The organism is Eubacterium callanderi, assembly GCF_900142645.1.
GTDB classification, from domain to species: domain Bacteria; phylum Bacillota; class Clostridia; order Eubacteriales; family Eubacteriaceae; genus Eubacterium; species Eubacterium callanderi.
The window spans coordinates 1-25940 of sequence record NZ_FRBP01000007.1 but is presented as its reverse complement, the minus strand read 5'-3'; the positions used below and the strand labels follow the sequence as shown (position 1 = coordinate 25940).

General features: G+C 47.5%; 27 protein-coding genes and 1 CRISPR repeat array. Of the genes, 19 read left to right on the top strand and 8 right to left on the bottom strand.

The genetic code is table 11. The features are described 5' to 3' along the window. Window positions 1-487: a CRISPR direct-repeat array (repeat unit 30 nt; unit sequence GTTGAAGATTAACATGAGATGTATTTAAAT). An 84-nt stretch (window positions 488-571) separates the two neighbouring features. Continuing rightward, the gene (locus tag BUC22_RS10395) at window positions 572-2218 is read right to left on the bottom strand and encodes a hypothetical protein (RefSeq protein ID WP_013378503.1); all 1647 of its coding nucleotides are present in this window, start codon (window positions 2216-2218) and stop codon (window positions 572-574) included. Window positions 2219-2663: 445 nt separating this feature from the next. Here BUC22_RS10395 and BUC22_RS10390 point away from each other — a divergent pair, with 445 nt between their 5' ends. Next, the gene (locus BUC22_RS10390; RefSeq protein ID WP_013378504.1) at window positions 2664-3455 is read left to right on the top strand and encodes a tRNA1(Val) (adenine(37)-N6)-methyltransferase; all 792 of its coding nucleotides are present in this window, start codon (window positions 2664-2666) and stop codon (window positions 3453-3455) included. A 17-nt stretch (window positions 3456-3472) separates the two neighbouring features. Here the strand turns inward: BUC22_RS10390 and BUC22_RS10385 are convergent, their stop codons facing one another. Together BUC22_RS10385 and BUC22_RS10380 are read right to left on the bottom strand one after the other, a co-directional pair. Continuing rightward, on the bottom strand, window positions 3473-4444 hold the full coding sequence (locus BUC22_RS10385) for an ATP-binding protein (RefSeq protein ID WP_013378505.1): 972 nt from the start codon (window positions 4442-4444) through the stop codon (window positions 3473-3475). After that, window positions 4437-5456, bottom strand: coding sequence for a DnaD domain protein (locus BUC22_RS10380; protein ID WP_013378506.1), 1020 nt, complete (start codon window positions 5454-5456; stop codon window positions 4437-4439). Before BUC22_RS10380 ends, BUC22_RS10385 begins: the two co-directional genes overlap by 8 nt. 190 nt (window positions 5457-5646) lie before the next feature. Here BUC22_RS10380 and BUC22_RS10375 point away from each other — a divergent pair, with 190 nt between their 5' ends. The 7 genes from BUC22_RS10375 (at window position 5647) to BUC22_RS10345 (ending at window position 11337) form a co-directional block, all read left to right on the top strand. After that, window positions 5647-6924 carry a UDP-N-acetylglucosamine 1-carboxyvinyltransferase gene (locus BUC22_RS10375; RefSeq protein WP_013378507.1) on the top strand — a complete coding sequence of 426 codons (1278 nt, stop codon included), beginning with the start codon at window positions 5647-5649 and terminating at the stop codon, window positions 6922-6924. Window positions 6925-6926: 2 nt separating this feature from the next. Next, window positions 6927-7802 carry a polysaccharide deacetylase family protein gene (locus BUC22_RS10370; protein ID WP_013378508.1) on the top strand — a complete coding sequence of 292 codons (876 nt, stop codon included), beginning with the start codon at window positions 6927-6929 and terminating at the stop codon, window positions 7800-7802. A 183-nt stretch (window positions 7803-7985) separates the two neighbouring features. Further along, a complete protein-coding gene (locus tag BUC22_RS10365; RefSeq protein ID WP_013378509.1) occupies window positions 7986-8774 on the top strand; it encodes an MBL fold metallo-hydrolase in 789 nt (262 codons plus the stop codon). Window positions 8775-8812: 38 nt separating this feature from the next. Further along, window positions 8813-9925 carry a S1C family serine protease gene (locus BUC22_RS10360; RefSeq protein ID WP_013378510.1) on the top strand — a complete coding sequence of 371 codons (1113 nt, stop codon included), beginning with the start codon at window positions 8813-8815 and terminating at the stop codon, window positions 9923-9925. Between the two features lie 147 nt (window positions 9926-10072). Continuing rightward, complete coding sequence (locus BUC22_RS10355) at window positions 10073-10435, top strand: VOC family protein (RefSeq protein ID WP_013378512.1); 363 nt, start codon at window positions 10073-10075, stop codon at window positions 10433-10435. A 75-nt stretch (window positions 10436-10510) separates the two neighbouring features. Continuing rightward, window positions 10511-10768, top strand: coding sequence for a zinc ribbon domain-containing protein (locus tag BUC22_RS10350; RefSeq protein ID WP_013378513.1), 258 nt, complete (start codon window positions 10511-10513; stop codon window positions 10766-10768). A gap of 125 nt (window positions 10769-10893) precedes the next feature. Next, window positions 10894-11337: a MarR family winged helix-turn-helix transcriptional regulator gene (locus BUC22_RS10345; protein WP_013378514.1), complete on the top strand. Its 444-nt coding sequence runs from the start codon at window positions 10894-10896 to the stop codon at window positions 11335-11337. 32 nt (window positions 11338-11369) lie between these two features. Here BUC22_RS10345 and BUC22_RS10340 read toward each other — a convergent pair whose 3' ends face one another. The 5 genes from BUC22_RS10340 to BUC22_RS10320 all read right to left on the bottom strand — a co-directional run bounded on the left by BUC22_RS10340 (window position 11370) and on the right by BUC22_RS10320 (window position 16289). Next, the gene (locus BUC22_RS10340; RefSeq protein ID WP_013378515.1) at window positions 11370-12167 is read right to left on the bottom strand and encodes a response regulator; all 798 of its coding nucleotides are present in this window, start codon (window positions 12165-12167) and stop codon (window positions 11370-11372) included. After that, window positions 12164-13681, bottom strand: coding sequence for a sensor histidine kinase (locus tag BUC22_RS10335; protein ID WP_050814031.1), 1518 nt, complete (start codon window positions 13679-13681; stop codon window positions 12164-12166). The genes BUC22_RS10340 and BUC22_RS10335 overlap by 4 nt, the downstream gene beginning before the upstream one ends. Window positions 13682-13721: 40 nt before the next feature. Next, on the bottom strand, window positions 13722-13973 hold the full coding sequence (locus BUC22_RS10330) for a hypothetical protein (protein ID WP_013378517.1): 252 nt from the start codon (window positions 13971-13973) through the stop codon (window positions 13722-13724). Between the two features lie 91 nt (window positions 13974-14064). Next, window positions 14065-15258: a coenzyme F420-0:L-glutamate ligase gene (locus tag BUC22_RS10325; protein ID WP_013378518.1), complete on the bottom strand. Its 1194-nt coding sequence runs from the start codon at window positions 15256-15258 to the stop codon at window positions 14065-14067. A 152-nt stretch (window positions 15259-15410) separates the two neighbouring features. Next, on the bottom strand, window positions 15411-16289 hold the full coding sequence (locus tag BUC22_RS10320; protein ID WP_013378519.1) for a GGDEF domain-containing protein: 879 nt from the start codon (window positions 16287-16289) through the stop codon (window positions 15411-15413). A 217-nt stretch (window positions 16290-16506) separates the two neighbouring features. Here BUC22_RS10320 and BUC22_RS10315 point away from each other — a divergent pair, with 217 nt between their 5' ends. The 11 genes from BUC22_RS10315 (at window position 16507) to BUC22_RS10265 (ending at window position 25781) form a co-directional block, all read left to right on the top strand. Then, window positions 16507-17043, top strand: coding sequence for a hypothetical protein (locus tag BUC22_RS10315; protein ID WP_041689793.1), 537 nt, complete (start codon window positions 16507-16509; stop codon window positions 17041-17043). 278 nt (window positions 17044-17321) lie between these two features. Beyond that, window positions 17322-18272: a sugar-binding transcriptional regulator gene (locus BUC22_RS10310; protein ID WP_013378522.1), complete on the top strand. Its 951-nt coding sequence runs from the start codon at window positions 17322-17324 to the stop codon at window positions 18270-18272. Between the two features lie 58 nt (window positions 18273-18330). Further along, window positions 18331-19512 carry a sn-glycerol-1-phosphate dehydrogenase gene (locus BUC22_RS10305; protein ID WP_013378523.1) on the top strand — a complete coding sequence of 394 codons (1182 nt, stop codon included), beginning with the start codon at window positions 18331-18333 and terminating at the stop codon, window positions 19510-19512. Window positions 19513-19514: 2 nt separating this feature from the next. After that, the gene (locus BUC22_RS10300; RefSeq protein ID WP_013378524.1) at window positions 19515-20309 is read left to right on the top strand and encodes an HAD-IIA family hydrolase; all 795 of its coding nucleotides are present in this window, start codon (window positions 19515-19517) and stop codon (window positions 20307-20309) included. Between the two features lie 214 nt (window positions 20310-20523). Then, window positions 20524-21093: a transcriptional regulator GutM gene (locus BUC22_RS10295; protein ID WP_013378525.1), complete on the top strand. Its 570-nt coding sequence runs from the start codon at window positions 20524-20526 to the stop codon at window positions 21091-21093. A gap of 148 nt (window positions 21094-21241) precedes the next feature. Further along, window positions 21242-21814 carry a PTS glucitol/sorbitol transporter subunit IIC gene (srlA, locus tag BUC22_RS10290; protein WP_013378526.1) on the top strand — a complete coding sequence of 191 codons (573 nt, stop codon included), beginning with the start codon at window positions 21242-21244 and terminating at the stop codon, window positions 21812-21814. A gap of 3 nt (window positions 21815-21817) precedes the next feature. Further along, on the top strand, window positions 21818-22786 hold the full coding sequence (gene srlE, locus BUC22_RS10285) for a PTS glucitol/sorbitol transporter subunit IIB (protein WP_013378527.1): 969 nt from the start codon (window positions 21818-21820) through the stop codon (window positions 22784-22786). A 24-nt stretch (window positions 22787-22810) separates the two neighbouring features. Further along, on the top strand, window positions 22811-23170 hold the full coding sequence (locus BUC22_RS10280; RefSeq protein ID WP_013378528.1) for a PTS glucitol/sorbitol transporter subunit IIA: 360 nt from the start codon (window positions 22811-22813) through the stop codon (window positions 23168-23170). An 18-nt stretch (window positions 23171-23188) separates the two neighbouring features. Next, window positions 23189-23464, top strand: coding sequence for an HPr family phosphocarrier protein (locus tag BUC22_RS10275; protein ID WP_013378529.1), 276 nt, complete (start codon window positions 23189-23191; stop codon window positions 23462-23464). A 154-nt stretch (window positions 23465-23618) separates the two neighbouring features. Next, on the top strand, window positions 23619-24827 hold the full coding sequence (locus tag BUC22_RS10270; protein ID WP_013378530.1) for a pyridoxal phosphate-dependent aminotransferase: 1209 nt from the start codon (window positions 23619-23621) through the stop codon (window positions 24825-24827). Window positions 24828-24836: 9 nt separating this feature from the next. Further along, window positions 24837-25781: a 3'-5' exoribonuclease YhaM family protein gene (locus BUC22_RS10265; RefSeq protein WP_013378531.1), complete on the top strand. Its 945-nt coding sequence runs from the start codon at window positions 24837-24839 to the stop codon at window positions 25779-25781. The last annotated feature ends 159 nt before the right edge of the window (window positions 25782-25940 follow it).

Genomic DNA, 25940 nt, shown 5'->3' with positions numbered 1-25940 from the left:
GTTGAAGATTAACATGAGATGTATTTAAATTCAATCCCCATTGCCTCGACGATCTGAATGGCTTCGTTGAAGATTAACATGAGATGTATTTAAATGACGAAGATGCACGATTCGAAAATCTGGATGCAATCGTTGAAGATTAACATGAGATGTATTTAAATGGTGGTAAAAAATGGTGGGAGTCACTGGAGGTTGAAGTTGAAGATTAACATGAGATGTATTTAAATATGGCAGCAAGGACTTTCTCTCGGTCGCCGCCCTTGTTGAAGATTAACATGAGATGTATTTAAATTCAAAGAGAATGAGCTGGCTCTGTCCGGGATTGTGTTGAAGATTAACATGAGATGTATTTAAATATGGCTTTTCCGAGATTATTGAAAGCCTGGGCAAAGGTTGAAGATTAACATGAGATGTATTTAAATATATAGCCTTCTTTAAACTGGTTATCGCTGTTATAGTTGAAGATTAACATGAGATGTAAGGTGTTATATGAAAGTTGAAGAATAATAAAAGCTATATTTATCAACATAAAACAAAAACCGTCAGCATACGCTGACGGTATAAAAAGCTTTTATTCTTCCTCGCTATTCTCGAACAAAGTGTCCTCCTGTTCGGCATAGAGGCTGTCCAACTCCTCATTAAGCAGCTGGTTTGCGAGGATAACTTCTTTGATTTTCTGGACCAGGCCGGAGGCGGTCAGCAGACAGGCTGGGATGATGACAAACCAAAACATGTGAAACATACTGACTTCTCCACCGGTAAAGAAGGTGTATATCAGTCCCCCAAAGCACCCGAGCATGATGACTACGGTCACGATGAGGGTAGCATTGAAGGACATATCCATGGTCAGGGCCACAAAAATGCACAGGACAAAAAGAATCAGGTAGTCCATAGCAATAAAACGTCCTGAGGACAGGGCGGTGAATACCCCCATGCCCAGCATGGCAATAACAAATAAAATCAGACGCAGGGATACGGCGGAATATTTAAAGGCACCGAGGGACACGGCATCAACATTTTCGTAGGTGACGTCATCCAGATTATTATCAGAATATTCTTCCTCCGGGGCTTTATCCAGTGGGAGTTCATCAAACAAATCTTCCTTGACGGTCTCCACAGTATCTTCAAAAAAATCGGCAAAAGGATGGTCTGATGCCTCCTCGGAAGTCGTGTCATTGGCCGCTTCCTGGAAAATAGCATCATCTTCAGCTAAAAAGTCTTCTTCCTCGAAGTCTTCGCCCTCAGGAAAATCCTCAGGACCATTTTCTTCAAAAAGAGTTGCCTCCTTGGAGTGCTCTTCTAAAAAGGAATCTTCGTCGTCAAAGGCGTCATTCTCGTCAAAGTCATCTTCTTCAAAGAGGGCGCCATATTCATCGCTGTCTGTTTCAAAAGCGTCCGAGTCATCGGGGTCATATTCTTCGAAAGATTCTTCATCATAAGCTTCAAAATCAGCCTCTTCGTCCCCGGATGTTTCCAGCGGATTATCATCGAGAACTTCCTTGTCGACGGCGGCTCTTGCGGCCATATACCGGCTGTAAGGGATATCCTCCATTAATTCTTCGGCTTCTTGCAGCAGCTCATCGATTTCGGCCAGATCGGGCTCGTCAACGCCAAGCGGGAGCTCCATTGGTTCTCCATCATGACGGGCAATTCTTCCTTCTGGCGGGCCGTCGGCATTGTCCTGGTTTTCGACAGAAAGGTCTAGTTCAGAAATTTCTGTCTCCACCCAGATATCAGCAGGCGTCTGGGTGTCTGTCCCGGACGGTTCTGCCTCTGAAATCTCCGGATTGGGCATTGGGATGGGGTCAGTCTGTGTAAGAATGACAGGATCTTCTGGCATTTCAATGACTTCGGCTGGTTCTGCAGCAGGCTCTTCCTCAAAGGAGTTAGCGGGTTCTGCTTTTTTCAGTTCGGCCAGGGCTTCCTCTACGCCGAGGATTTCTTCGGTGTGGAAACCAATGATGCCGCTTTCATGGGTTTTCTGCTGGCTCTTTAAAACAGCCTGCTCGAAAAGATCCTCAACAGGATCCGCCAGATGATGCCCGGTGGATTCTACGATTTTCTGTTTGATGGATTCTACGGGAATTTCCGTGGAATCAGTGAGATGGGATATTTTATGATCGATCCGGTCCTCAAAGGCGGAGAAAAGGGAAAAAAGATCCTTCTTTTTTTCCAGAAGCTCTTCGACTTCGCGGCTCTCTGGATTGCGTTTATCCATAGTCTATACCATGCTTTCGTTTATAGTTAAATTTATTATAACAAAAAGCTGAGTCAGAATAAAGTAAATTTACGAAAAAGTGACAGTATTCGTATTTAAACTGTGAATAACTTATGGTATAGTAGTAGAAAATTGTACACAAAAACACTTGTTTTGCTCGGAAAAGAAAAGCCCTAAAATAAAGGAACGGGGGATTCATCCACAGAATGCACACAAAAAACTGTGGAAATGTGGATAACTTTATAAAAGAGTAATAAACAGGGCTGGCAAAAAACAAAAAGTGTTCAACGGCTTAATATTACAGTCTTTTTGTTAAAATTAGGACAATCTTACACAGAGTTATCCACAATAAGTGCACAAAATCGGGTAAATTGTGGACAACTTTTGTGGAAAACGGGTGTTTTTCAAAATATTGTGGTATAGAAAGAATAATGGAGCATAAAATGTGGATAACTTTATAAAAGAGAACGAGCGTTTAGAAGATTTAGGAATTAAGGGACTCAAGATCATTCAAAACCCGGATTATTTCTGCTTTGGCATTGATGCAGTGCTGCTGTCATGGTTTGCTTCGGGAGCAGTGCGCAAAAAGAGCCGGGTGATTGACCTGGGGACAGGAACTGGGATTATTCCGCTGCTTTTATATGGAAGAACAGGCGCTCAGAAAATCCAGGCCCTTGAAATTCAGGAGAATATGGTGGAGATGGCTGGGCGCAGTATAGCCTGCAATGGACTGGAAGAAAAAATTGAGATTATCCATGGTGATATCAGGAACCCTGGTGAGCAGGTACGGCCGACCAGCTATGATGTGGTGGTCAGCAACCCGCCTTATATGAAGGTGGGGCATGGGCTTAAAAATCCTATGGAGACCAAGGCCATTGCGCGCCACGAAATTCTGTGCGGTATTGAGGATATCGCAATTTTTGCCAAGCGGATGTTGAAGGACCGCGGCAAGCTGTTTTTAATCCACCGTGCAGACCGTCTGGCGGATATTATGAGCGCGATGCGGGACCACCGTGTCGAGCCCAAACGCCTGCAGTTTATCCATCCCTATGCAGATAAGCCGGCTAATCTGGTTTTGGTGGAGGGCATGAAGGCAGGGAAACCTTATCTGATTACAGAGGCGCCCATCGTGGTCTATGAAAAGGATGGGCGGTACACACAGATGATCAATGATATCTATGGAACATCTGCGCCCTATGACCGGATTATAAAAAATAAAACAGCGCCGGAGTTGTAAAGCTCCGGCGCTGTTTTTTATCCCATGCGTTTTTTAATCAGGCGGATATCGTCTCCGGCAAAGACGATGTTCAGGAAGTTGCCGCGGATTCTGGAAGTCAGACGCTCGTCGTAGTTTTCAAGAATCTGGGGCATGGTCAGGTTGGTGGATAAAATGATTTTTTTATGCTCCTGCAGCCGGGTATTGATTACCTCAAAAAGCTGCTTTTTGCTGAAATCCGAGTAAAACTCTGCCCCGAAATCATCGATAATCAACAAATCAGCGGTGAAAAGTGGGGAATATATTTCATTAATGGGTATATTATCATTGAAAATTTTACTCTGAATATCCTGGACCAGGTGAGCGGCGGTGATATAGATAACATTGTAGCCCTGCCCGATAAGGGCGTTGGCGACACAGTTTGACATAAAGGTTTTACCCACGCCGGGTTTGCCGGTAAACAGGTAGTTGTCATTTTGCGACTCGAAATGCAGGCAGTAATGCTGCATTTTTTCCTTGAGACGGCACATTTTTTCCCTTGGTGAGCCATTCTGAGCTTCAGCGGCTTCGTTTGCGTAATAACCCGGGTTAAAGGTATCGAAATTTTCGGCCTGGGCGTGAACATTCAAATCATAGTTGTTAAAGGCCGCCCGGATGAGCTCCTGTTTTAAACAGGAACAGACCTGTCCGTCCACGTAGCCGGTATCCTTGCAGATTGGACAGTCGTAGCGGAGCGTCAGGTAATCCAGCGGATAGCCGTTTTGGAGCAGCAGGGCTTCCTTCTGCTTTTTTAAGGCCCCGACACTCTGGCGGAATTCGGCGATGGCTTCAGGATTTTTGCGGGACACCTCACGGGTCATTCGGATTCCCTGAAGGTTGATGGCATGGTCGAGTTCAGCGAGCTTTGGAATGGAGGCATAAAGCGCCTCCTGTTTTCGCTTAAGCTCAAGCTTGTTGCGGAACTGCTTTTGCTCAAAAGCATCGTAGACTTTTTTGGTTCGTTCATTCATTGTCGTCACTCCATAACCAGGCTTCGTCTAACTGGTCAAGCTCTTCATAGACCTTTTTGCGGTCTTCGCTGATCACGACGTCGCCCTTTGACTGATGGTAGCCCTTTTTAGGCTCTGCGTTAATTTCTTCCAGGCTGGTGTAACCCTTCTGGGACCAGCGTTTTAAAATGGCGTCGATGTAGCGGATATCCTGTTTGCTGGAACGCTGCATGGCCGCGGTGATGATGTCCATATCAAAGTGGTAGTCGTCTGCCCAGCGAATGATCATTTCCTTTTCCCAGGCGATGGGCGCCCGACGAAGGCCGAGATATTTGAAAACATCATAGACCAGCTTCTGTTCACCTGCGCTTTTTCGGATATAGGCATCGGCCTCTGCGGCTTCACGGATACCGGCCCTGTACCAGCCCTCGGCTACGGATTTCAGGTAGTTGATGATTTGTTTTGCCGTGAAGGGCTTTTCCTTTTTACCAATAAGGTTCATGGAATATTCCACCAGAAGGATCACAGTTTCCGGGGTAAAATGGTACTCAGTGATCCAGTTTTTAAACATCTGAGTTTCCTTCTGGGTGATGGTCCGGCTGCCATACATCTGCTGAATTTTGGAATACATGTGGGCAACACGGGCCTCCATGCTGTCAGGATCCTGCTTCTGGGGCGTTTCTGCTTTTTTAGTTTCGGCCTCTGTCTTGGTATGGTGCGACATCAGCCTGGCAGAAATGTTGTAATAAGTGACGATGATGTCTTTTGTGCCAACGTATTCCAGGGAGAGGATGCCCTCCTTTTCCCAGTATTCCCATGCCTTGATGACATCCCCCTCAGTCAGGTCAAAAAGCTTGCTGAGTGCCAGGTTGTCAATGGGCTCAAGGGAATGGTTAAAGCAGTGCTTCAGCCCAAAAAGATACACCTTCACATAATCGCCCCGGGCCCGGGGCATATAGTGATTGATAAATATATTTTCGACTGGCGTCATGGCCATATTGTCGTTGTCGATGATAAACTTGAACTGATTCATTTGGAAAACACATCCTTGATTAAAGAGTGCTCTTATTATAGCACAAAACCCTGCAGTTTTTTATCCCAATTGTATACGAGATGTAAATTCTTTCATTTGTTGGCTTAAAAACGGGCACTTTGGGTTGCCAATCAGTTTAGGTATGATATAATAACAAAGTTAAATGCGTGTGCGAAAGGAAGACTATTATATGGATACTTTTATCATTGAAGGAGGTCACCCGCTAAACGGTGAGGTGGCAATCTCCGGAGCAAAAAATGCAGTATTGGGTATTATTCCCGCAGCCATCCTTTGTTCCTGCTCAAGCAAAATCGATAATGTGCCCGACATTAAGGATGTTAACAAGATCGTTGCAATCCTGGAAAAGATGGGGGCAGAAATATACAGAGAAAATGATACTTTAATTATAAATACGGACAAACCAATCAATTATGACTGTTCGGAATATGAAGAAGAAACTGGAAAGATGCGTGCGTCTTACTATCTGCTGGGAGCGCTGCTGGGCCGTTACCACAAGGCCATTGTTCCGTTGCCGGGTGGCTGTAATATTGGAGACCGCCCCATCGACCAGCATATCAAGGGGTTTGAAGCGCTTGGAGCAAAGGTGCTCATTGAGCACGGCCAGGTTAAGATGACAGCGGACCGTCTGATCGGCGCGGATATTTATCTGGATGTGGTCAGCGTTGGCGCTACTATCAATATCATGCTGGCGGCGACCCGCGCAGAAGGCATGACCATCATCGAAAACGCGGCCAAAGAACCGCATATTGTGGATGTGGCAAACTTCCTGAACTTGATGGGAGCAAATATTAAGGGCGCGGGAACAGATACCATTAAGATCAAAGGTGTGGATGAAATGCATGGCTGTGAATACTCCGTCGTGCCGGATCAGATCACAGCAGGAACCTATATGATGGCGGCTGCCGCAACCTGTGGCAATGTGCTCGTGAAAAACGTTATTCCGAAGCATATGGAAGCTGTCACCGCAAAAATGCGTGAAATGGGCGTCGAGATCATTGAAGAGGACAATGGTATCCGCGTCATTGGAAAAGAAAATATTAAAGGCTGTAAGGTGAAAACACTGCCTTATCCAGGCTTCCCGACCGACCTGCAGCAGCCCATGGCAGTACTCATGAGCATTGCCAGTGGACAAAGTGTTATTACTGAAAGTATTTTTGAGAACCGTTTTAAATATGTGGATGAACTGCGCAAAATGGGCGCAGAGATTGCCATCAACGGACGTGTCGCCAATATTACCGGCGTTCCGACTTTGTCCGGGACTAAGATTAAAGCAACTGATCTTCGCGCGGGTGCTGCCATGGTCATCGCAGGGCTTATCGCCGAGGGCGAAACCCGGATTACAGATATCCAGTATATTGACCGCGGCTATGAAAAGTTAGAAAGTAATATCCGGAGTCTTGGCGGCATTATCCGCCGTGAGGCCATTGAAAAGAAAGTCGAAGACTAAAAATGAAGACACGAAAAAGACGCCGCATCCGGTTTAAACCGCGGTTTTACGTGTGGGTGGCGGCGCTTGCTGCTGTGCTCATGACGGCGTTCTTTTTCATAGCCACCCATCCGGCAAAGAAGCTTGAGAAGAACTCCCAGACAGCGCTTCAGGCGGTGGAAACCCTTCAGACCGCCCTGTCAAACGCCGCGGAAAAGGGCACCAGCGCCTTGAAGACCGAAGAAAGTAAGGAACAGGAGGCCATTAAAGAGCGCATCCGAAACGGTGATACCGATGGACTTAAGGTTGTTTTTATGACCTTTGACGACGGCCCCAGCGAGCATACCAATGAGGTGCTTGACATTCTGAAAAAATATCACATCAAGGCCACCTTTTTTACAAATGGCCGTGATAATGAAGTGGCAAGAGCTGCCTATAAGAGGATTGTAGATGAAGGCCACACCCTTGGAAATCACAGCTGGAGTCATAAATACGACCTTTATAAAAATCCGCCGGCTTTTTATGAGGACGTTGCGAAGCTGGATGCATTTCAGCTTGAAGTGACAGGAAAGGGTGAGATATCCCATATGTTCAGGTTCCCAGGTGGTTCGCTCAACGCTAACGCAACCTGTATACAGGGGATTCTTGACAGAGGCTATAACTATGTGGACTGGAATTCCTCGGCTGGTGACGGGGGCGGTAATCCCGCCAGCACCGACGCGGTTGTGAATAAAATTATGAGCGAGGTTCATCAGCACAATGTGAGCACTGTCCTCTGCCATGCAGAGCTGCGGGACACCACACGGGCCGCTTTGCCCCAGCTTTTTGAGACGCTTAAAGCGGAGGGGTACACTTTTTTACCTATGGAATCAGACCTTTCATATCCCAGACAGGTATGAAAAAGAAAAAGTTGAAAAGTTCTCCCGGACCGCTAAAGTCCGGGGTTTTTTTGCTGTTTTTAAAAGAAGTTGCGTTAAGTAAAGATTAAGTAAGATTCGATAACATGTAAGCAGCGACACTTCTGTCTTAAAGCGCAGAAGAAGTTCTATTACCGATCGAATTTTCGATAGTAGGAGATTCGCATGAAATTTTGTAGTTTATACAGTGGAAGTTCTGGAAACAGCCTTTTTGTTTCACACAGTAAGACAAAGCTTTTGATCGACGCAGGCCTCAGCGGAAAGCGGATTGAACAGGCGCTGTGCGCCGTCGATGAGCTGCCCGCACAGCTTGGCGGTATTCTGGTAACACATGAGCACCGCGATCATATTCACGGTGTCGGTGTACTTTCAAGACGCTATGACCTTCCGGTTTACGCCAACTTTGCCACTTGGGAAAGCATGCGGGACAGCCTTGGAAAGATTGCGGAGCATAATGTCCGGGTTTTTGAAACCGGCCAGGCCTTTGTTATCGGAGATTTACAGATCGAAGCTTTCAATACCTCCCACGACGCGGTGGAATCTGTGGGCTTTACCATTGACAGCGGATGCAGCAGTGTGGGTATTGCCACCGATACGGGCGTTATCACGCCCAGAATTATGGAAGCCCTGAAGGGCAGAGATCTTGTGGTGCTGGAATCTAACCACGATCCCGCCATGCTGGAAGCAGGACGCTACCCCTTTCCGCTTAAGCAGCGTATTAAGGGAAACCATGGGCATCTCTCCAATGAAATATGCGGCGAGACGGTCTGTACCCTGGTGAAGGAAGGGCTTGACAAGGTTGTTTTAGCCCATCTCAGTGAGGAAAATAATTATCCCCTTCTGGCGTACCAGACCACTGCGCGGATTCTGGAGACCGAAGGCATACAGCCCGGAGAAGATTTGTCGTTAGTGGTGGCAGGCCGTAAAAACAGCAGTGAAATTTATGAACTGTAGAGGAACTTTCATCCAAAATTAAACGAGGTGAAAGAAAAATGTACGAAAATAATGAAAGACCAAAGAGAGAGTCCCATGTGTCCGCCGCCATCGCAGGCGGTGTAGTCGGTGGGATCATCGTGGCGATTATTCTCGTGGCTGTCCTGTACTTTACAGGTACCCTCGGCGGGGGGACCCGTACCGAGACTGTCGCGGGCCAGAAGGTTATCGTCAACGATGTGAATGTGGACTCTCAGGTAGAAGCCGTGGCACAGGTTGTCCCTGAATCCGTGGCCGGAATTGAGACCACCATGACAGAAAATACCATGATGGGCACTCAGGAAGCTGTGGGCGTAGGCTCAGGATTCATTGTGACGTCTGATGGTTATATTGTCACAAACCAGCATGTTATCAGCGATAACCCAAAGGAAATAAAAGTTTCTCTGGCTGACGGAAATAACTATACAGCCCAGAAGGTTTGGGCAGATTCCAGCCTGGATATGGCTATTATTAAAATTGACGCCAAAAATCTTCCAGCAGTTACTCTGGGAGACTCTGATAATTTAAAAGTCGGTGAGGTGGCCATCGCCATTGGGAATCCTCTGGGGCTTCAGTTTGAACGAAGCGTCACCGCGGGGATCATCTCCGCCTTAAACCGAAGCCTGGTTGTTGACAGCAGCCTGGTAGCGGAAGACTTGATCCAGACAGACGCCACCATCAATAAAGGGAACAGCGGCGGACCGCTTGTCAACGCAAACGGTGAGGTCATTGGCATTAATACCTATAAAAATGCCCAGGGTGAAGGCATGGGCTTTGCCATTCCCATCAATGTGGTCAAACCCATCCTCAATCAGGTCGTGACAAGCGGTAGCTTTACGCCGACTGTGATCGGGATCAGCGGCTATGATAAACAGCAGGCTGCTTATTACAACGATGCAGAGCCCATTGACAAGGGAATTTATGTTGCCTCAGTGCAGGCAGGCGGCGGTGCGGCCAATGCGGGTATCCAGAAAGGCGATATCCTTTTGACCATTGACGGCAAGGATGTGAATACCATGCTGAAGATGAAGGAAATCCTCTATGGACACAAGCCGGGAGACACCGTTAAGATTACTTACGAACGCGGCGGGCAGACAAAAGAAGCCGATGTGACCCTGCAGGCTGGAAATTGATAAAATTTATGAAACAACGGTAAAGAACCGCTGCTAATGCGGCGGTTCTTTTAAATAGAGAAAGTTTACGGGCAGTGCCAGTGCCAGGAGCTGGCACTGAAAAATACCAGAGAAAGAAGGCATCTGGCCTGGCGGATAAAAGAAGACATGAAATTTTCTTTTGTAACCATTCACGTTAATCATTTAGAGGAGTCCATCCGGTTTTATGAGGAGATTCTCGGCCTTAAGGTTTTGCGCCGCTTTAAAGCGGGTCCGGAAAAAGAAATCGCCTTTATGGGCGGTGAGGGGGCAGAGCTTGAGCTCATCGGAGACGCTCGCGACAGCGAGGTGAACGTCAATGAAAAGATCTCGCTGGGATTTGAGATTGCGTCGGTGGAGGAATGTATGGAGACACTTCAGAAAAAAGGCGTGCCGGTTTTAAGCGGACCCTTTCAGCCAAATCCCAAAACCCGTTTTTTCTTTATTCAGGACCCGGACGGCGTGATGCTTGAGCTTATCGAACAAAACTAATTTTCAAATCATGACACAGGATGTCAGTGTTTGGGTGGTATGATAGAGACAAATACAGAACATCAGGAGGAAAAAATGGAAAAATTTTGCCAGTCCTGCGGGATGCCGATAAGCGAAGAGGTATGCGGAACAAATGCCGATGGCAGTGCAAACGACGATTACTGCCAGTACTGCTATGAGAAAGGCGCTTTTACAGCGCCGGATATGAGCATGGAAGAAATGATTGAAATCTGCGTTGGTCCGATGGTGGAGAATAATGCAGAAATGACAGAGGAACAGGCGCGGGGAATGATGAAAGAATTTTTTCCAGCCCTGAAGCGCTGGAGAGTGTAGCCAAAAAGAATGCCGCATCGCTTTGTGGCATTCTTTTTTTATTTGCAGCAAGCCTTTTCATTTGACAAATGGACGGTAACGCCATAAAATTAGAGTAACGCCAGAAATTTGAAGGAGGCACCAGTATGGAGCTGCCGACCCAGGATGAAATATTAAAGCTGATCTCCATTATTCAGAGGAAGACTCAGATGTATTTAAATAAACAGACCAGCGAGCTGGGGCTGACCAGCGGACAAGCGCCCTTTATCATGATCACCTGTGAAAACGAGGGCATACCGCAGAACCGCTTTGTTGAGCTGCTGGACATGAATAAAAGCACGGTGACTAAAATGGTGGCAAAGCTTGAGGAAAATGGCTACCTGACCCGGGAGGCAAACGCCTGTGACAGCCGTTCCTTTGACGTTTACCCCACCGAAAAAGCCTACGAGGTGCTGCCAGAGCTGCAGCGCATTGGCACCGGATGGGTCGATGAAATCACAGCAGGCATGACAGAAATTGAGAGAGCCATTTTTTTTGACCTGCTGAGGAGAAGCGCGGAGCGGGCAGGAAGGTACTTTGATGACCATTAAAAAGCCAGCCCAGTGCTGGCTTTTTTGGTAAATCAGAGGATGCCGGCTTTCTGGGATAAGAAACCTGTGGTAAATTCAGCCCAGCTGTAATTGCGCATATATTCGCCAGCGTAGCTGTTGATGGCGCGGATATCGCCCTTTAGAAAATTATAGTAATCACAGTCCAGCTTTTCGGTGTCCACAGACAGGTAATTGCGTTTTTTGATCAGGATATCCCCGGCATTGACGGCTTTAAAGGTCTTTATCATGTCTGCGGCAACGGTCTGGAACTGGCTCTGCAGGGAATGGGACAGGTCCCGGTCCTCCCACAGAACAGAGATCAGCTCAGCGGTGGTAGAGCCAGAGCCCTTTCGGTCCACCAGATAAGCAAAAAGCTCTTTGGCCTTTGCGCGTCCAAAGCGCAAAGGCGCGTTGTCCACAAAGACCTCAAAATTGCCGAAGGTCTGTACCCGAACCCGTTTTTGGCTGACGGCTGGCGGCAGTCCGAGATTGTCAATCTCGGACTTTACAGCTTCGACGGTGGGGGGCTTCAGCAGATAACCGCTGGCATGTACTGAAAAGGCATCCAGGGCATAGTCGGGAAAACCGGTGGAAAAGATGATCTTAACCGACGGGGCGGCCTCCTTGAACCGTTTGGCCAGCTCAATGCCGTTCAGACCATACATTTCAATATCCAGAAAAGCAATGTCCACTGGATTTTCCCTGAGATAGTCCAGTGCGGCAAAGGGGTCTTCAAAGCCCTTAAAACGACTGCCGGGCGCGGCCTCCTTTAGGATTTTAAGCATGTAGCCCAGGGCCAGCGCTTCGTCGTCGACTGCGATGATATTCATTCGGTGCTACCTCCTTTTTTAGGCAGAATAATGGTGGCAGTGGTGCCGCTTCCCAGCACGGTGGTAACTGTCAGGCGGCCGCCGCACTGGTTTTCCAGACGGCTCCGGACATTGTCGATGCCGATATGGCTGCGGCCGTCCTCTTTTTTGACGGAAGGGTCAAAGCCCACGCCGTCGTCAGAAATGGTGAGAATAACACTGTCCTCTGTTTCCTGGGTGGACAGGGTAACCATACCGCCTGAAGGTTTTTTGGTTACGCCGTAGCGCACTGCGTTTTCCACTAAAGGCTGCACCGTCAGAGGCGGCAGAGAAAAGTCGCTGACGCCAATGTCGTAGGCGATGCTGAGACGTTTTCCAAAACGCATTTTTTCCAGAGACAGGTAGTTTTCAATGTGGGTCAGTTCCTTTTCAAAGGGAATGGCGCCGGTGTGAGACAGTGAGTCCAGGTTGCCACGGAGAAATCCAGCGAACTGCCCGACAGCCTCCTCGGCCTTTTCAGGATCAATGGCGCAGAGCTGTTTGATGGCGGTCAGAGCGTTGAACAGAAAATGAGGCTGGATCTGGCTCAGCATAATGGCGATACGATTCTGCACCAGCTCTTTTTCAAGCGCCTGCGTTTTGCGGGCAGCGGCCAGGGTGTTCCGGGTATAGCGGACCATATAAGAAAGCTGTGCCAGAATAAAGAGCGTGAAGCCAAGCTTGAAGAACAGGTTAAAAGGCAGGAACCCCAGATAGTAGTTTACAATATCCCCAAAACCAATAAAACAGATACCGCAGGAAAACAGAATAAAGCGGGTATCGCGCTGTGGGTTATGGGCATTCTCATAAATAAGGCTGAATAAAATAATGATCACGGCCGCTGCGTCAAGCAGGGTGAGCGGGGTGAGGAGCTCATAGCCGTCCCAGATTCCCAGAGACTGAACCAGCAGAAAGAACAGAGTGAAGGCAAGCCCGGCGTAAACGCAGCCCGAAATCGCATAGCGGGCCCGGCTTTTTACAAAGTCCAGGAGATAGAGCCCCAAAAAGGGCATGATAAGGCTCAGACTCAGAATATCCAGAATGTTGGTAAAAACATTGGTGGTGACGAGCAGTGAGATGATATGAAAATCAAGAAAGATCCACAGTCCGCTGGCGATGGTAAACAGGGACAGGTGGAAAGGCGCCCAGCTCAGCGGTGTCCGGATGATTTTTAAAATAATGACGGCTGCCAGCAGAACCAGTCCCATGAGCAGGATAAAGCCCCCCAGCAGCAGGGATGAGCCTGAGGTGGTGACCAGGTCTCTGAACAGGACGCCGGAATCACCCATGAAAAGATTTTCAAGGAAAAGATTAAAAGCCTGCTCATTGTTGCTGGGGTAAATATTTTCCAGGCGGATGGTGATGGTATCGCTGGCGGCAACGCCACCGGGCGCGAGGAGCACATCCCATTGGTTACCCGGTGATTTTGAAAAAGAAGGGTAGGCTCCTGGCTGGCCAAAGCTGTAAATTTCAGTGCCATTTTTATACAATTGCACCCGGATATTGCTCACGCGGAAAAGAATGGGAGAGCCGTCGTTAAATATTCTGGCTGAAGTGGCCGGTGAGAATAACCGAAGGGTTTTGGTCAGAGTCGATTTTTGTGTCAGCTGTCAGAGGCTGTGGTGCTGCGCCGTCACTGGCCTGCCAGGTGCCTGTGAAGGTCAGCGGGTCCAGCACAGTGTTCAGCTCATCCGTTCGGTGTTCCTCTGCGATGGTATAGGCTAACAGCGTAACAGAGAACAGCGCAATAACCAGTGCCAGGATTTTGAGTACAATATTGGATTTCATAGAATGTGCCTTTATCCCTTCTGTTTTTTAAGTTATACCCCGCAGCCTAAATTAAAAAGCAGTGCCCGAAATGCCCAGACACTGCTTTTTTCTAATCCGCGTAATTGTCAAAATACCCCTGGATTAATACAATGGGTGTTCCCTTGTCACCGCTGCCGGTGGTTAAGTCGCACAGGCTGCCGAGTAGGTCGGTCAGACGGCGCGGCGTAGTGCCCTGGGTTTCCATTTTTCCCACAAGGGATTCCTTGGGTTTATTGGCAATGTATTCGGAGATCGCTGATTTGAGGGCGTCTCCAGATAAATCAGCAAAGTTGTTGTCTGCCAGATATTTTAGCTTGACTTCGTTGGGGGTTCCGTTTAAACCGTCGGTGTAAGCCGGACTGACAACCGGGTCGGCCAATTCCCAGATCTTGCCGACCGGATCCTTGAAGGCGCCGTCGCCAAAAACCATGACCTCGATACTTTTGCCGGTAGCCTGGTGCAGTCTTGCCTGTACCTCATGGACAAAATGCTCACACTCCTTTGGAAAGAGCTTGACCTTTTCCTCGGTGGCTTTGTTTGAGCCCAGGAGGCCGTAGTCAGCGTTGTAGCCGCTGCCGTCCACCGGTTTGGTCAACAGGTCGTCCAGGCCCAGAACGGTTAGAGCGCCCGCTGCCTTTAACAGCCGTTTGGAGCGCTCGCGGGTATGGATATCGCAGGTGAGTACATGCTTTTCATAGGGCAGAATGCTGCGGCAGTCATTGGCAAAGACAAAACGGACCTCGGCGTTTTCCTCTTCGCAGAGCGTCCTGTAGTAAGAGACATAATCGACGCCGGTAAAGGTGTGGGGGTTGCTTCCGAACAGATCGCGGTAACGGGCTTCGTCCAGCACGTCTGTCCAGGGGTTTACGCCCTTTTCATCAAGCTGGTCGAGATCCACCAGATGATTGCCCACCTCGTCTGAGGGATAGCTCATCATAATGGTCAGCTTTTTAGCGCCCCGGGCGATCCCGCGCAGACAGATGGCAAAACGGTTGCGGCTCATGATTGGAAAAATCACGCCGAACTCGCCGTCTGGGAATTTAGCCTTTACATCCTCCGCGATGGCGTCGACGCTGGCGTAATTGCCCTGTGCCCGGGCGACCACAGCTTCAGTAATGCCCACAACATCACGGTCGTTTAAATCAAAGCCCTCGCTCTGAGACGCCTCCAATACAGAATCGACCACGATGCCCGCAAGATCGTCGCCCTCTCGAATGATCGGTGCCCGTACGCCTCTGGATACGGTGCCGGTTGCTCTTGTCATATTGTACCTCCCGCGGCAGTGCCGCTTTTTTTCAGAATAAATTAAAATGAAAGCTGTGTCATATCCCCGATGCTCATGCACTTTCAAAAAGAATTATATTATAAAACCTCCGGCGTGTAAAACAATTATTGCGCTCAATTTAAAAAAGCGGCTTATCGGCCGCTTTTATTTCGTCTCTTTTCTGCATACATCCGCATGTCCACCTGGTCAAAAAAGTCGGCGGCGTTCATTTCCCCAGGGTGGTATTCCTTAATTCCCATGCTCGCATTGACGGAAAAGCGGGAATCACCTTTATAAAAAAGGTGCTCTTTAATGTCCCGTGACAGGGCGGAGAGGACGGGTTCTGCCTGTTCAAGGGAAAGAGAAGGAAAAATTAAGATAAACTCATCACCGCCGATGCGGGCAGCCCAGCCTTTTCCGTTGGCCGCCGCGTCTGTCAGCAGGGAGGCCATCTCACGCAGGACAACGTCACCGGTCTGGTGTCCGTAAGTATCGTTGATAATTTTGAAATCATCAATATCCATCATGGCGGCGGTAAAGGATTTTTTTTCGTTAATACAGCGTGAAACCTCGCGTTCTGCGTAATTTTTATTGTAAAGGCCGGTGTAAAGATCACGGACAGAAAGATTGTTGAGTTCGGCGATAACATCTGTGATGATCGTGTTGTCACAGTGTCGGTCATCATTGATCATCAGGCTGGCAGTGACATCCTTGGCCAGTTCCAGAACGCAGCGGCGTCCATCGAGGGTATGCGGGGTGGAGAGGATCAGAAAGACCTTGTTTTCCAGATATTCCAGCTTGATGACAGGCTCCTTGAGGCTGAGTGCCCGAATGGAGGAACAGTTGTGGCAGGGGGTGTCACGCTGCCAGATTGCGTAGCAGGGAATATCTTCGGCCTCAAGACAGGCATTCTTACAATTATAGACACAGTAATCCGCTGGTGTGACAAAGCGGTACTGGTCAAAAAAAGCCGCGGCAGACTGGTCAATCAGATTGTGCAGCATGGCGTCAGAGTCTTTTATTCTAAACATGATCTTTTCACCTCGTGACCGCCCTTAGTAGACGGACTGTTTTCCTGTGATTATAGTACCAGTGCAGATCACGGTTGTCAATTAAAATCATTCTGAAAATAAAAGGTTTCGCTTTTATGGGTTTTACCGAAAGGGGTGTATTTTTACCAAAGTGGTTGCGGGTATCCCTGCTTTTCGTGATAGGATAAATAAAAAGCTTATTATTCAGGAGGAAAAAATGGAACCGAAGGGAAAAGCCCTTTTAAAGGGCGCAGGCATTGTTTTTCTGATATGGGGTATCCTTATCACAATTTTTGGCGTCGTACTGTTTTCAACAGCGGCGATGCTGCAGCAGCTGGGCGACAGCCATGAAATTCAGCAGATTGCCACAGAGGGCGGCCTTACAATGGAAGGCCTGGTGCACACGGTCAATATGATGTCAGTATCGCTGATCGTCAATGGCGTCTGCATTGTTATCCTTGGGATTTTGGGGATTATTTTCTGTAAAAGCATTGGGAAGGCACGTTTTTTAAGGTTCTTGAGTATTCTGGTCATTGTGTTCAGTGCGGTAAATCTGGGTATGAGCATTCTCTATGGTTTGACTGCAATGATCCCGCACATGGTCAGCATTGTTCTGGGCATTGCCTATTTTATCGGCGCAGACCGGAATGTCAAGACCATTGATTTGAGTGTGGAGGAAGTGGATGCTGAGGACGCTGACACCCTGGCGGAGGAAGTGCAGGAGCAGGAAACAGAAGAAGTGAAGGAAAAGTGAGATGATCATCCCACTGCGGGCAGATGCTGCCTTGCGGTGGGATTTTTTTGATTTCAAAAAAGTGTATTATTTTTACAAAATAAAAAATGTAAATATTTTCAGCGAAGAATATCCGTAAATTTTGAAGAAAATTAGAAAAAATACAAAAATCTTGTTAAGATAACCGACTTTTCAGGTTGACATTCATTATAGAAGTTATATAATGACATTAAACAATGATTGACAATATTTCAGATATAAACAAAAGTAAAAATCACAAAGGTTTGGAGGGATAAAAGATGAAAAAGGTCATTGATGACGAGCGGCTGATGGTTAAAATCTGTGATATGTATTACAATCAGGATTTAAATCAGAAAGTCATTTCAGCTCAGCTTGGCTTGTCCAGGCCAACGGTTTCCCGGATCATCAGCAATGGTAAGGAGCGGGGAATTGTAAAAATCATCATCGACAACCTGGAAGGCACCGACTATGTGGAGCTGGAGCGGGAAATCGAAAACCTGTATGGCCTGCGTGAGGTCATCGTCGTTGACACCAAGAAGGACATCGAAGACCAGAAAAACGAAATTGGCCGGGCTGCCGCCCAGTATCTGGAGCGTGTGGTTAAGGACGGCAACATCGTCGGGGTATCCATGGGTACGACCCTGGGGTATATTGCCAGACACGTTGTGGGCAACGCGACCAAGAACATCACCTTTGTCCCGCTGATCGGCGGTATGGGCCATCTTCGGATGGAGCTGCATTCCAACTACATTGTAGAGGATCTGGCAAAGGTTTTTGGCGGGGAGTTCATGCTCATGCACGCACCGGCAAGGGTTTCCGGCAAACAGATTAAGGAAGAGCTTTTGAAGGAGGACGGCATCAGCAAAATTATCCGGATGGGTGATAAGCTGGATGTGGCACTGGTGGGAATCGGAGTTCCCAACAGTACTTCTGCCATTATGGCTACCGGCTATTATGATCGGGTAGAAATGAACAAAATGCGCGAAAAACATGTGGCAGGCGACATCTGCATGCAGTTTTACGACATTAACGGCAGCACAACCCCCTTCAAAATTGATAACAACGTGGTCGGCATTGAAATTAAAAAGCTGCGCCGCGTACCGCATTCCATCGGTGTAGCCTGCGGCATTGAAAAGGTCGATGCCATCAAGGGCGCCATCAACGGCAAGTATATCAATACACTGGTTACGGATGTGGAAAGCGCAAGAAAGCTGATTGAAGAAGAATAGCCGTAATTTACGGTCATTAATACTTTTAGATTTTTTAAATTAAAAGGAGAACCTAACAATGAATGAAATCCTGAACCTGGCCATCAACGAAATGGCAAACACTGAATTCGACTGCTCCTGCGGGAGACATCACAATTTTTCAATCCATGACATCGCCATCGGGAAGGGCGCGATCAAGGAGCTGCCGCGTGTGGCGGAACCCTTTAAAGAAGGAAAAATCCTCATCGTTTACGATGATAATACCTATAAAGCAGCTGGAAGAGAAGCGAAACAGCTGTTGGATGACGCAGGCTTCAATGTCAAGGAATTACTGTTTGACCGTGGTGGAGAATTATTGATCCCAGATGAAAGTGTTGTCGGACGTATTCTTGAAGAACAGGAATTAGACGTCAGCCTGATGGTAGCCGTAGGTTCGGGTTCACTGAATGACTCTGTTAAATATGTATCCTCCCGTACAAAGGTGCCTTATATCATTGTCTGCACCGCGCCTTCTATGGATGGCTATGTGGCCGATGGTGCCCCGCTGATCTGCAATGGCTATAAATATTCTTATCCGGCATGCCTTGCTTATGGCGTTGTTGGTGATACCGACATTATGAAAGAAGCGCCGATGGAATTAATCCATGCGGGTTTTGGCGATGTCGTAGGAAAAATTACGGCTCTGGCAGATTGGGATTTATCCGTTAAGGTCAATGACGAATACCGCTGCGAAACCTGCGTAGAGCTTGTGCAGCGCGCTCTGGACAAATGCTTTGGCCAGGCAGAAGCGTTAAAGGAACGTAACGACGAAGCGACCTTATACCTGATTGAAGCCTTAACCCTGACCGGTGTGGCCATGGGGCTTGTCAATATCTCCCGTCCGGCTTCCGGCGCAGAACACATGCTGTCCCACTACTGGGAAATGGATTATATCGCGAGAGGCCTGACACCCATCCATCACGGCACACAGGTTGGTGTTGCGACACCGGTCATCGCCATGTTCTTTGAAGAAATGGCAGACCTGCTGCCAGAAGGAACCGGAGCGCTGTGCCCGCCGCATAAAGAAATTGAAGCGCTTCTTCGCAAAGCCGGCTGCCCGGTAACACCCAAGGATATCGGCATTGACAGAGATTTATTCCACAGAAGCCTGATCGAAGGCTACAAAGTACGTCCACGGTATTCTGTTATGGAATTTGCAAAAGCCCACGGCCGTCTGGAAGAAATTGCAGACAAAATTACAAATACAATTTACGGAGAATAAACATGCGATTTGAAAAAGACCAGGCATTAAATGATGTCAAACTGTTCGTACTGGATATGGATGGCACCGTCTATTTAGGCAACAACCTGATCGAGGGGTCCTTGGATTTTATCCATAAGGTTAAGGAAACTGGAAGAAGCTTCATCTTCTTTACCAATAACGCATCCCGCGTGCCGTCTTTCTACAAAGAAAAGCTGGCAAAAATGGGTCTGGAGGTAGAGGAAAGCGATGTTGTCACCGCTGGTGATGTCACCGCGGAATTTTTGAAAACCTACTACCCAGGCAAGCGTGTTTACCTGAACGGGACACCGCTTTTGGAAAACAGCTTTAAGGAAAAGGGCATCAATCTGGTTGATGATGAGCCAGATGTGGCGGTTCAGAGTTTTGATACCACCCTCACCTATGAAAAGCTGGATAAAATCTGCCGTTTTGTCCGTAACGGCGTACCTTTTGTGGCTACCCATATGGACACCAACTGCCCGACAGAGGATGGCTTTATGCCAGACTGCGGCGCAATGTGCGATTTAATCACCTCCTCCACTGGTGTGAAGCCGCGTTTCCTGGGCAAGCCTTTTAAGGAAACTGTGGATATGGTATTGGAAATCACCGGCTTCAAACGCGACGAGGTTGCCTTTGTCGGTGACCGTATCTATACGGATGTGGCTACCGGTGTTAAAAACGGCGCAAAAGGCTTTCTGGTACTTACCGGTGAAGCGGATATGCAGACTGTTGCAGAGTCTGAAGTCGAACCCGACTGTATTTATGATTCATTATACGAAATGAGCAAATACCTATGACGCCAAATCCAAATTCCGCAGAAATTTGGTAGGACACGCAGAGTGGTAGCGGGCGTCCGGCAATAAGGCTAACGCATTTTTAAAAGAAAGTTATCCTGAGAGGATATAAAAACTTTCTTTTAAAAATGTGATCTGTTTAATTCTTTATTGTCGATCTTCGCTTATCGTTATATAATAATATATAGGATTATTAGTAAAAAATGGAGAGTGTCAGATGAACGATGGCTTAAAGTATTTTATATTTCTGGCTTTTGCCATGATGGTTCTGCAGAGCTTTTTATCCTATCTTCAATATAAAAGCTACCAGAAAGCCGTAAGCGCCCTTCAGGGAAGGGGCTGGATCTTAGGCATTGGCATGCGCAAGGGCGGCTTTCATATAAAAGGCGGCGCCATTATTGTGCTGGCATGGGACCGGGGAACCAACCAGGTCATGGCCTGTAAAAGACTACAGGGCATTGCCATGTGGAAGCGTTTTGAAGATGTGGACGACTATAACGGCATGACACTCAATGAAGTGCGCAAAATCGGGATCGAGGAAGATCTTGCCATCAACCCCCGGTTGCGCGAAAAAGAACCCTATAGTCCGCTGTTGGTTGATAAGCGCCGTAAAAAAGGCGCTCTCATACAGGCTATTGAAGCCATAGACAGGCGTCTCGCAAAAGAGATGGAAAAAGAGGAACAAAAAAAGGTCGTGCAGGATGACGGATTAGAACGGCAGGAGTTACAGGCACGGCTGCGCGCAAGACAGCGTGAAATCAGAAAAGAACAGTCCGGCAAAGGCTGAGGGGCCTTTCAGGGCTGTGTGAGGGGGCGGTTTATCTTCAGGTGAAGAACAAATGCAGAGAACGTGTAAACGTTGGCCGTAACGCATACGGCAGGATTAATGGTTTTATTTATATGAGTATTTATTAATTTTTAGAAGGAGTGATTTTATGGAAGCTTTACAAACTTTCGGACAAGGCTTTATGGGTCTGTTCCAGAACGGCGCGAACTACTTTATCCAACTTTATGTCTTACAGTTACTGCCATGGGTTATTATCATGATAACCTTTATGCATATTCTGTTTAAATTAATCGGACTGGAACGAATCGAAAAGCTTGTTAAACTGTGCAACAAATTTTTCTTAACCCGCTGGATTCTGTCACCGGTGATCGCCATGGTATTCTCTGGTAACCCGATGACTTATCCTTATGCCCGTTTTTTACCGGAAAACCAGAAGGTAGCCTTCTTTGACCCTGGTATTTCTTTCTGCCACCCGGTCACCGGCTTATTCCCGCACGCCAACCCAGGCGAACTTTTCGTATGGCTGGGGATTGCCAGCGGTGTCTATGTACAGGGCTTACAGTTCGGTATCGGCATCGAATCTCTTGGTGGTTTAGCAGTGGAATACTTCCTGCTTGGGATGGTGATGGTACTGCTTCGCAGCATCTTTACCCAGGTAATCTACAACGCTAAGTACAAAGCAAAATACGGCCATGCACAGGGCTCAGAAACGGAGGCATAAACCATGTATAATGCAGTAAGAATCGAAAAAGGACATGGCGGATGGGGCGGACCGCTCGTTATCCAGCCAACTGAAAAGAAAAATAAAATTGTCTCTATTACTGGCGGCGGCATCGACCCGTTAACCCGCAAGATTGCCAAGCTCACTGGCGCAGAAGCCATTGATGGTTTCTCAAACGGTGTGCCGGATGATGAAATGGCCTGTGTTATCATTAACTGCGGCGGTACCTTAAGATGCGGTGTATACCCGAAAAAAGGTGTTATGACCGTTAATATCACCCCTGTTGGCCAGTCTGGCCCCTTAGCAGAATTTATTAAAGAAGATATTTACGTTTCCGGCGTTGTCGAAAGCGGCATCACACCGGCAGACGGTTCAGAAGTCCCAGTCGAGGAAGACACTGCTGAAGAAGAAGTGGTTGAAGAAGCCGCTCCGGCAGCGGATGCCCCAAAAGAAAACTGGGTCGCACGCGGCGGTAAAGCCCTTGCTGGTTTTGCAACCAAGTGTGTACAGGGCGGTAAAGAAGCCATTGATATTACCATCAAAGACATTCTCCCGTTCATGGCTTTCTATTCATTGCTCATCGGCCTGATCGAATTCTCCGGTTTAGGTGCTCTGATGGGACAATACGTTTATCCGTATTTAGGAACCCTTCCGGGTCTTTTGATACTGGTAATTATTTGCGCACTTCCTATGATTTCTCCGCTGGTTGGTTCCGGCGCGTTAATTGGCCAGGTATTATCCGTTTTGGTCGGTTATGGGATCATGATTGGCGCATTTCCGGTCGTTTTAGCACTTCCGGCCCTTTTTGCCGTCGATGCTCAGGTAGGCTGCGACTTTATCCCAGTTGGTTTATCCATGGGAGATGCCGCGAGCGATACAGTAGACATCGGGGTACCATCTGTGTTATTATCTAGATTGTTCACAGGACCGATCATGGTGCTTATCGCATATTTTGTAGCAACAATGCTCTAGAATAGATTTTAAGGAGGAAGAATCATGGGATATAAATCAACCGTAACCGAAATTGGACCAATGGTGCAGGACTTTATCGGTGAAAAAATGATTATCGTCTTTAACGATAACGCACCTGCAGCCCTCAGAGAAATGGCTGTTCTCCATTCAATCGAAGAAATGGAAAAGGATATTGCCGTGAACGATATCATCGCCATTGGCGGACAGGAATTCGTGGTAACAGCTGTCGGCAGTGAAGCCAACGAAACATTCAGAACAATGGGGCACTGTACTTTCTGCTTCAATGGAGGGGATACGGCGAAGATCCCAGGACACATCGAACTCCTTGGCGAAGGTATGCCAGAAATCACTGTAGGCTGTACCATCGAAATCATTCACACCTAAGAAAACGGAGAGGTAAATATGTATTCAAAAGAAACGGTTATTATCAACAAAACCGGTCTTCACGCAAGACCAGCATCGGACTTTACCAAAAAAGCCAGCGGCTTTAAATCAGCCATCAATGTAAAAAATCTGGATGAGGATAAAGAAGGAAACGCAAAATCCATCATCGCAGTTATGGCAATGTGCCTGTCAAAGGGAACACGCGTTGCTGTAAGCGCTGAAGGCGACGACGAACAGCAGGCAGTCGATACACTGATCGAGCTGATCGATTCTGGCTTCGGCGAAGAAGAGTAATCTAAAAAAGAGGAGTGCACGAAAGGGCCGACAAAGCCTGTCGTGGCACTCCTTTTTTATCCGCGCCAAAATCCTTGTGGCGCTTGTTTTTTTTTCGCCTTAAGCTTATAATGAATACATTAATGTAAGGAAATCAAAAAGGAGTTAATATAAAATGCAAATATCCAAACGCGTAATGGGGATGGGAGAACCCGCCCTTTTAAAATATTATCCCCTGGTGGATAAAGCTGAGGCTGAAGGGAAAAAAGTCTATTACCTGAATATCGGACAGCCCGATATCTGTACCCCGCCCAGCTTCATGAAAAAAGTCAACGAAATGAAGGAAAACGTTCTGGCCTACGCAGCTCCCGAAGGCGAAAACGCATTGCGGGAAGAAGCCTGCAAATATTACCGGAAATACGGCTTAACCTACCATAAAGGGGATATGCTCATCACCAATGGCGGCAGCGAAGCCCTGCTGTTCACCTTTCTGACCATCTGCAACCCCGGCGACCAGATTCTGACCCCGGAACCGCTCTACAGCATTTATAAAGAGATGGCCTCAGCCACCAGCATTGACTTAAGAGGCATTAAAACCTATGCCGAAGAAGGCTTTGCCCTGCCGGACAGAGAAACCATCGAGGCGGCCATCACCCCGGCGACCAGGGCAATTCTGATCACCAACCCTGGCAACCCAACTGGTAAGGTGTTCAGCAGAGAAGAAATCGAACGCGTGCGGGATATCGCTCTTGCTCACGATCTTTACGTCATCGCTGATGAAGTTTACCGCGAATTTATTTATGACGGGCTCGCCTATGTGAGCCCCGGTCATTATCCAGAGCTGGATCAGAACTGCATTATTATCGACAGTATTTCAAAGCGCTATAGTGCCTGCGGCGCCCGTATTGGCTTTATCCTGTCAAAAAATTATGCGTTTATGAATCAGATTAAAAAACTCTGCCAGATGCGTCTGGCCGTCTCCAGCGTCGACCAGCTTGGCGCCGCTGAGCTATTTAAGCTGGATACCAGCTTTTTTGATGACGTGCTCAAGGAATACACGCATCGACGCGATATTGTCTACGATTGTCTGAAAACCATCGACGGCGTGGTCTGTAAAAAGCCAACGGGAGCATTTTACTATGTGGCCAAGCTTCCGACAAAGAATGCCTGTGATTTTATCGAATGGATGATCACCGATTTTGATTATGAGGGAAAAACCGTGCTGCTGTCCCCGGCCAACGATTTTTATATTCATCCCGAGGATGGTGCAGATGAAGTGCGCATTGCCTATGTTTTAAAAGATACGGATATGGCAGATGCCGTTGAAACCCTGAAACAGGGACTCAATACCTATAAAGAAAAATTCCCGGAACGCTGTAAATAGGAGAAAAGAATGGAAATAAAAAATCTACAGAAGGGTCAGCCGTTTTTAGGCTACCTCTTTATCAAATCTCAGGTAACCAAAACCGCTGCCAACGGCAGCCGCTATTTTAATATGAAGCTCACCGACACCAACTTTGATGAAATCGACGGAAAAATGTGGGATGTCAAGGAAGCCGATGAAGAGGAATTTGTCACTGGCAAGCTCGTAAAGATCAAAGGCGCTGTCCAGGAATACAACGGGCATCTCCAGCTCATTGCCAACCGTATGCGTCTGGCCAATGAGGGCGACGATGTCAGCATCGACGATTTTGTGGAGTGTGCCCCCAAAAATGTCAATGAGATGATCGGAGAGATCAATACGACCATCGATGCCTTTGCGAATGAAGACATTAAGAAGCTGACCAAGGCCATTTTTGAAGATAAGACAAAGGTACTGTCCTATTTCCCGGCCGCTAAGTCTAACCACCATGCCCTAAAGGGCGGACTGCTCTATCATACCTATTCCATGCTGCAAATCGGAAAAAGCCTGACACCGCTTTACCCATTTCTCAATGCAGATTTATTGTATTCGGGCATCATCCTTCACGACATCGGCAAAATTACCGAGATGGAATCCGATGAAAACGGCTCTGTAAGCGACTATACCGAGGAAGGCAAGCTGTTGGGGCATATCGTCACAGAAATCGTGGAAATCGACCAATATGGACAAAAACTCGGTGTCAGCGAGGAAGTTCTTCTCCTCTTAAAGCACATGATTCTGTCACACCATTACGAAGCCGAATACGGAAGCCCCAAAAAGCCGATGTTTCCAGAAGCTGAGCTGCTTCACCACATCGACATCATTGACGCCCGTATGAATACCATGGAAAAAGTTCAGAACAGCCTAGAGCCTGGCGCCTTCTCCGAAAAGATCTGGGGGCTGGATGGTATCCAGCTTTACCGGAGCAAATTGTAATCCACAGATACTCTATATAATGTAGAAAAAAGCAGATGACGCCGCGCATCTGTTTTTTTAAATATCCAGGTTAAAATAAAATCAAAAAAGATTAAAATAAATGTTAAAAAGCGCTTGACAAAGGGTAAGGTCCGGGGTATACTAAGTAAGCTGTCTCGG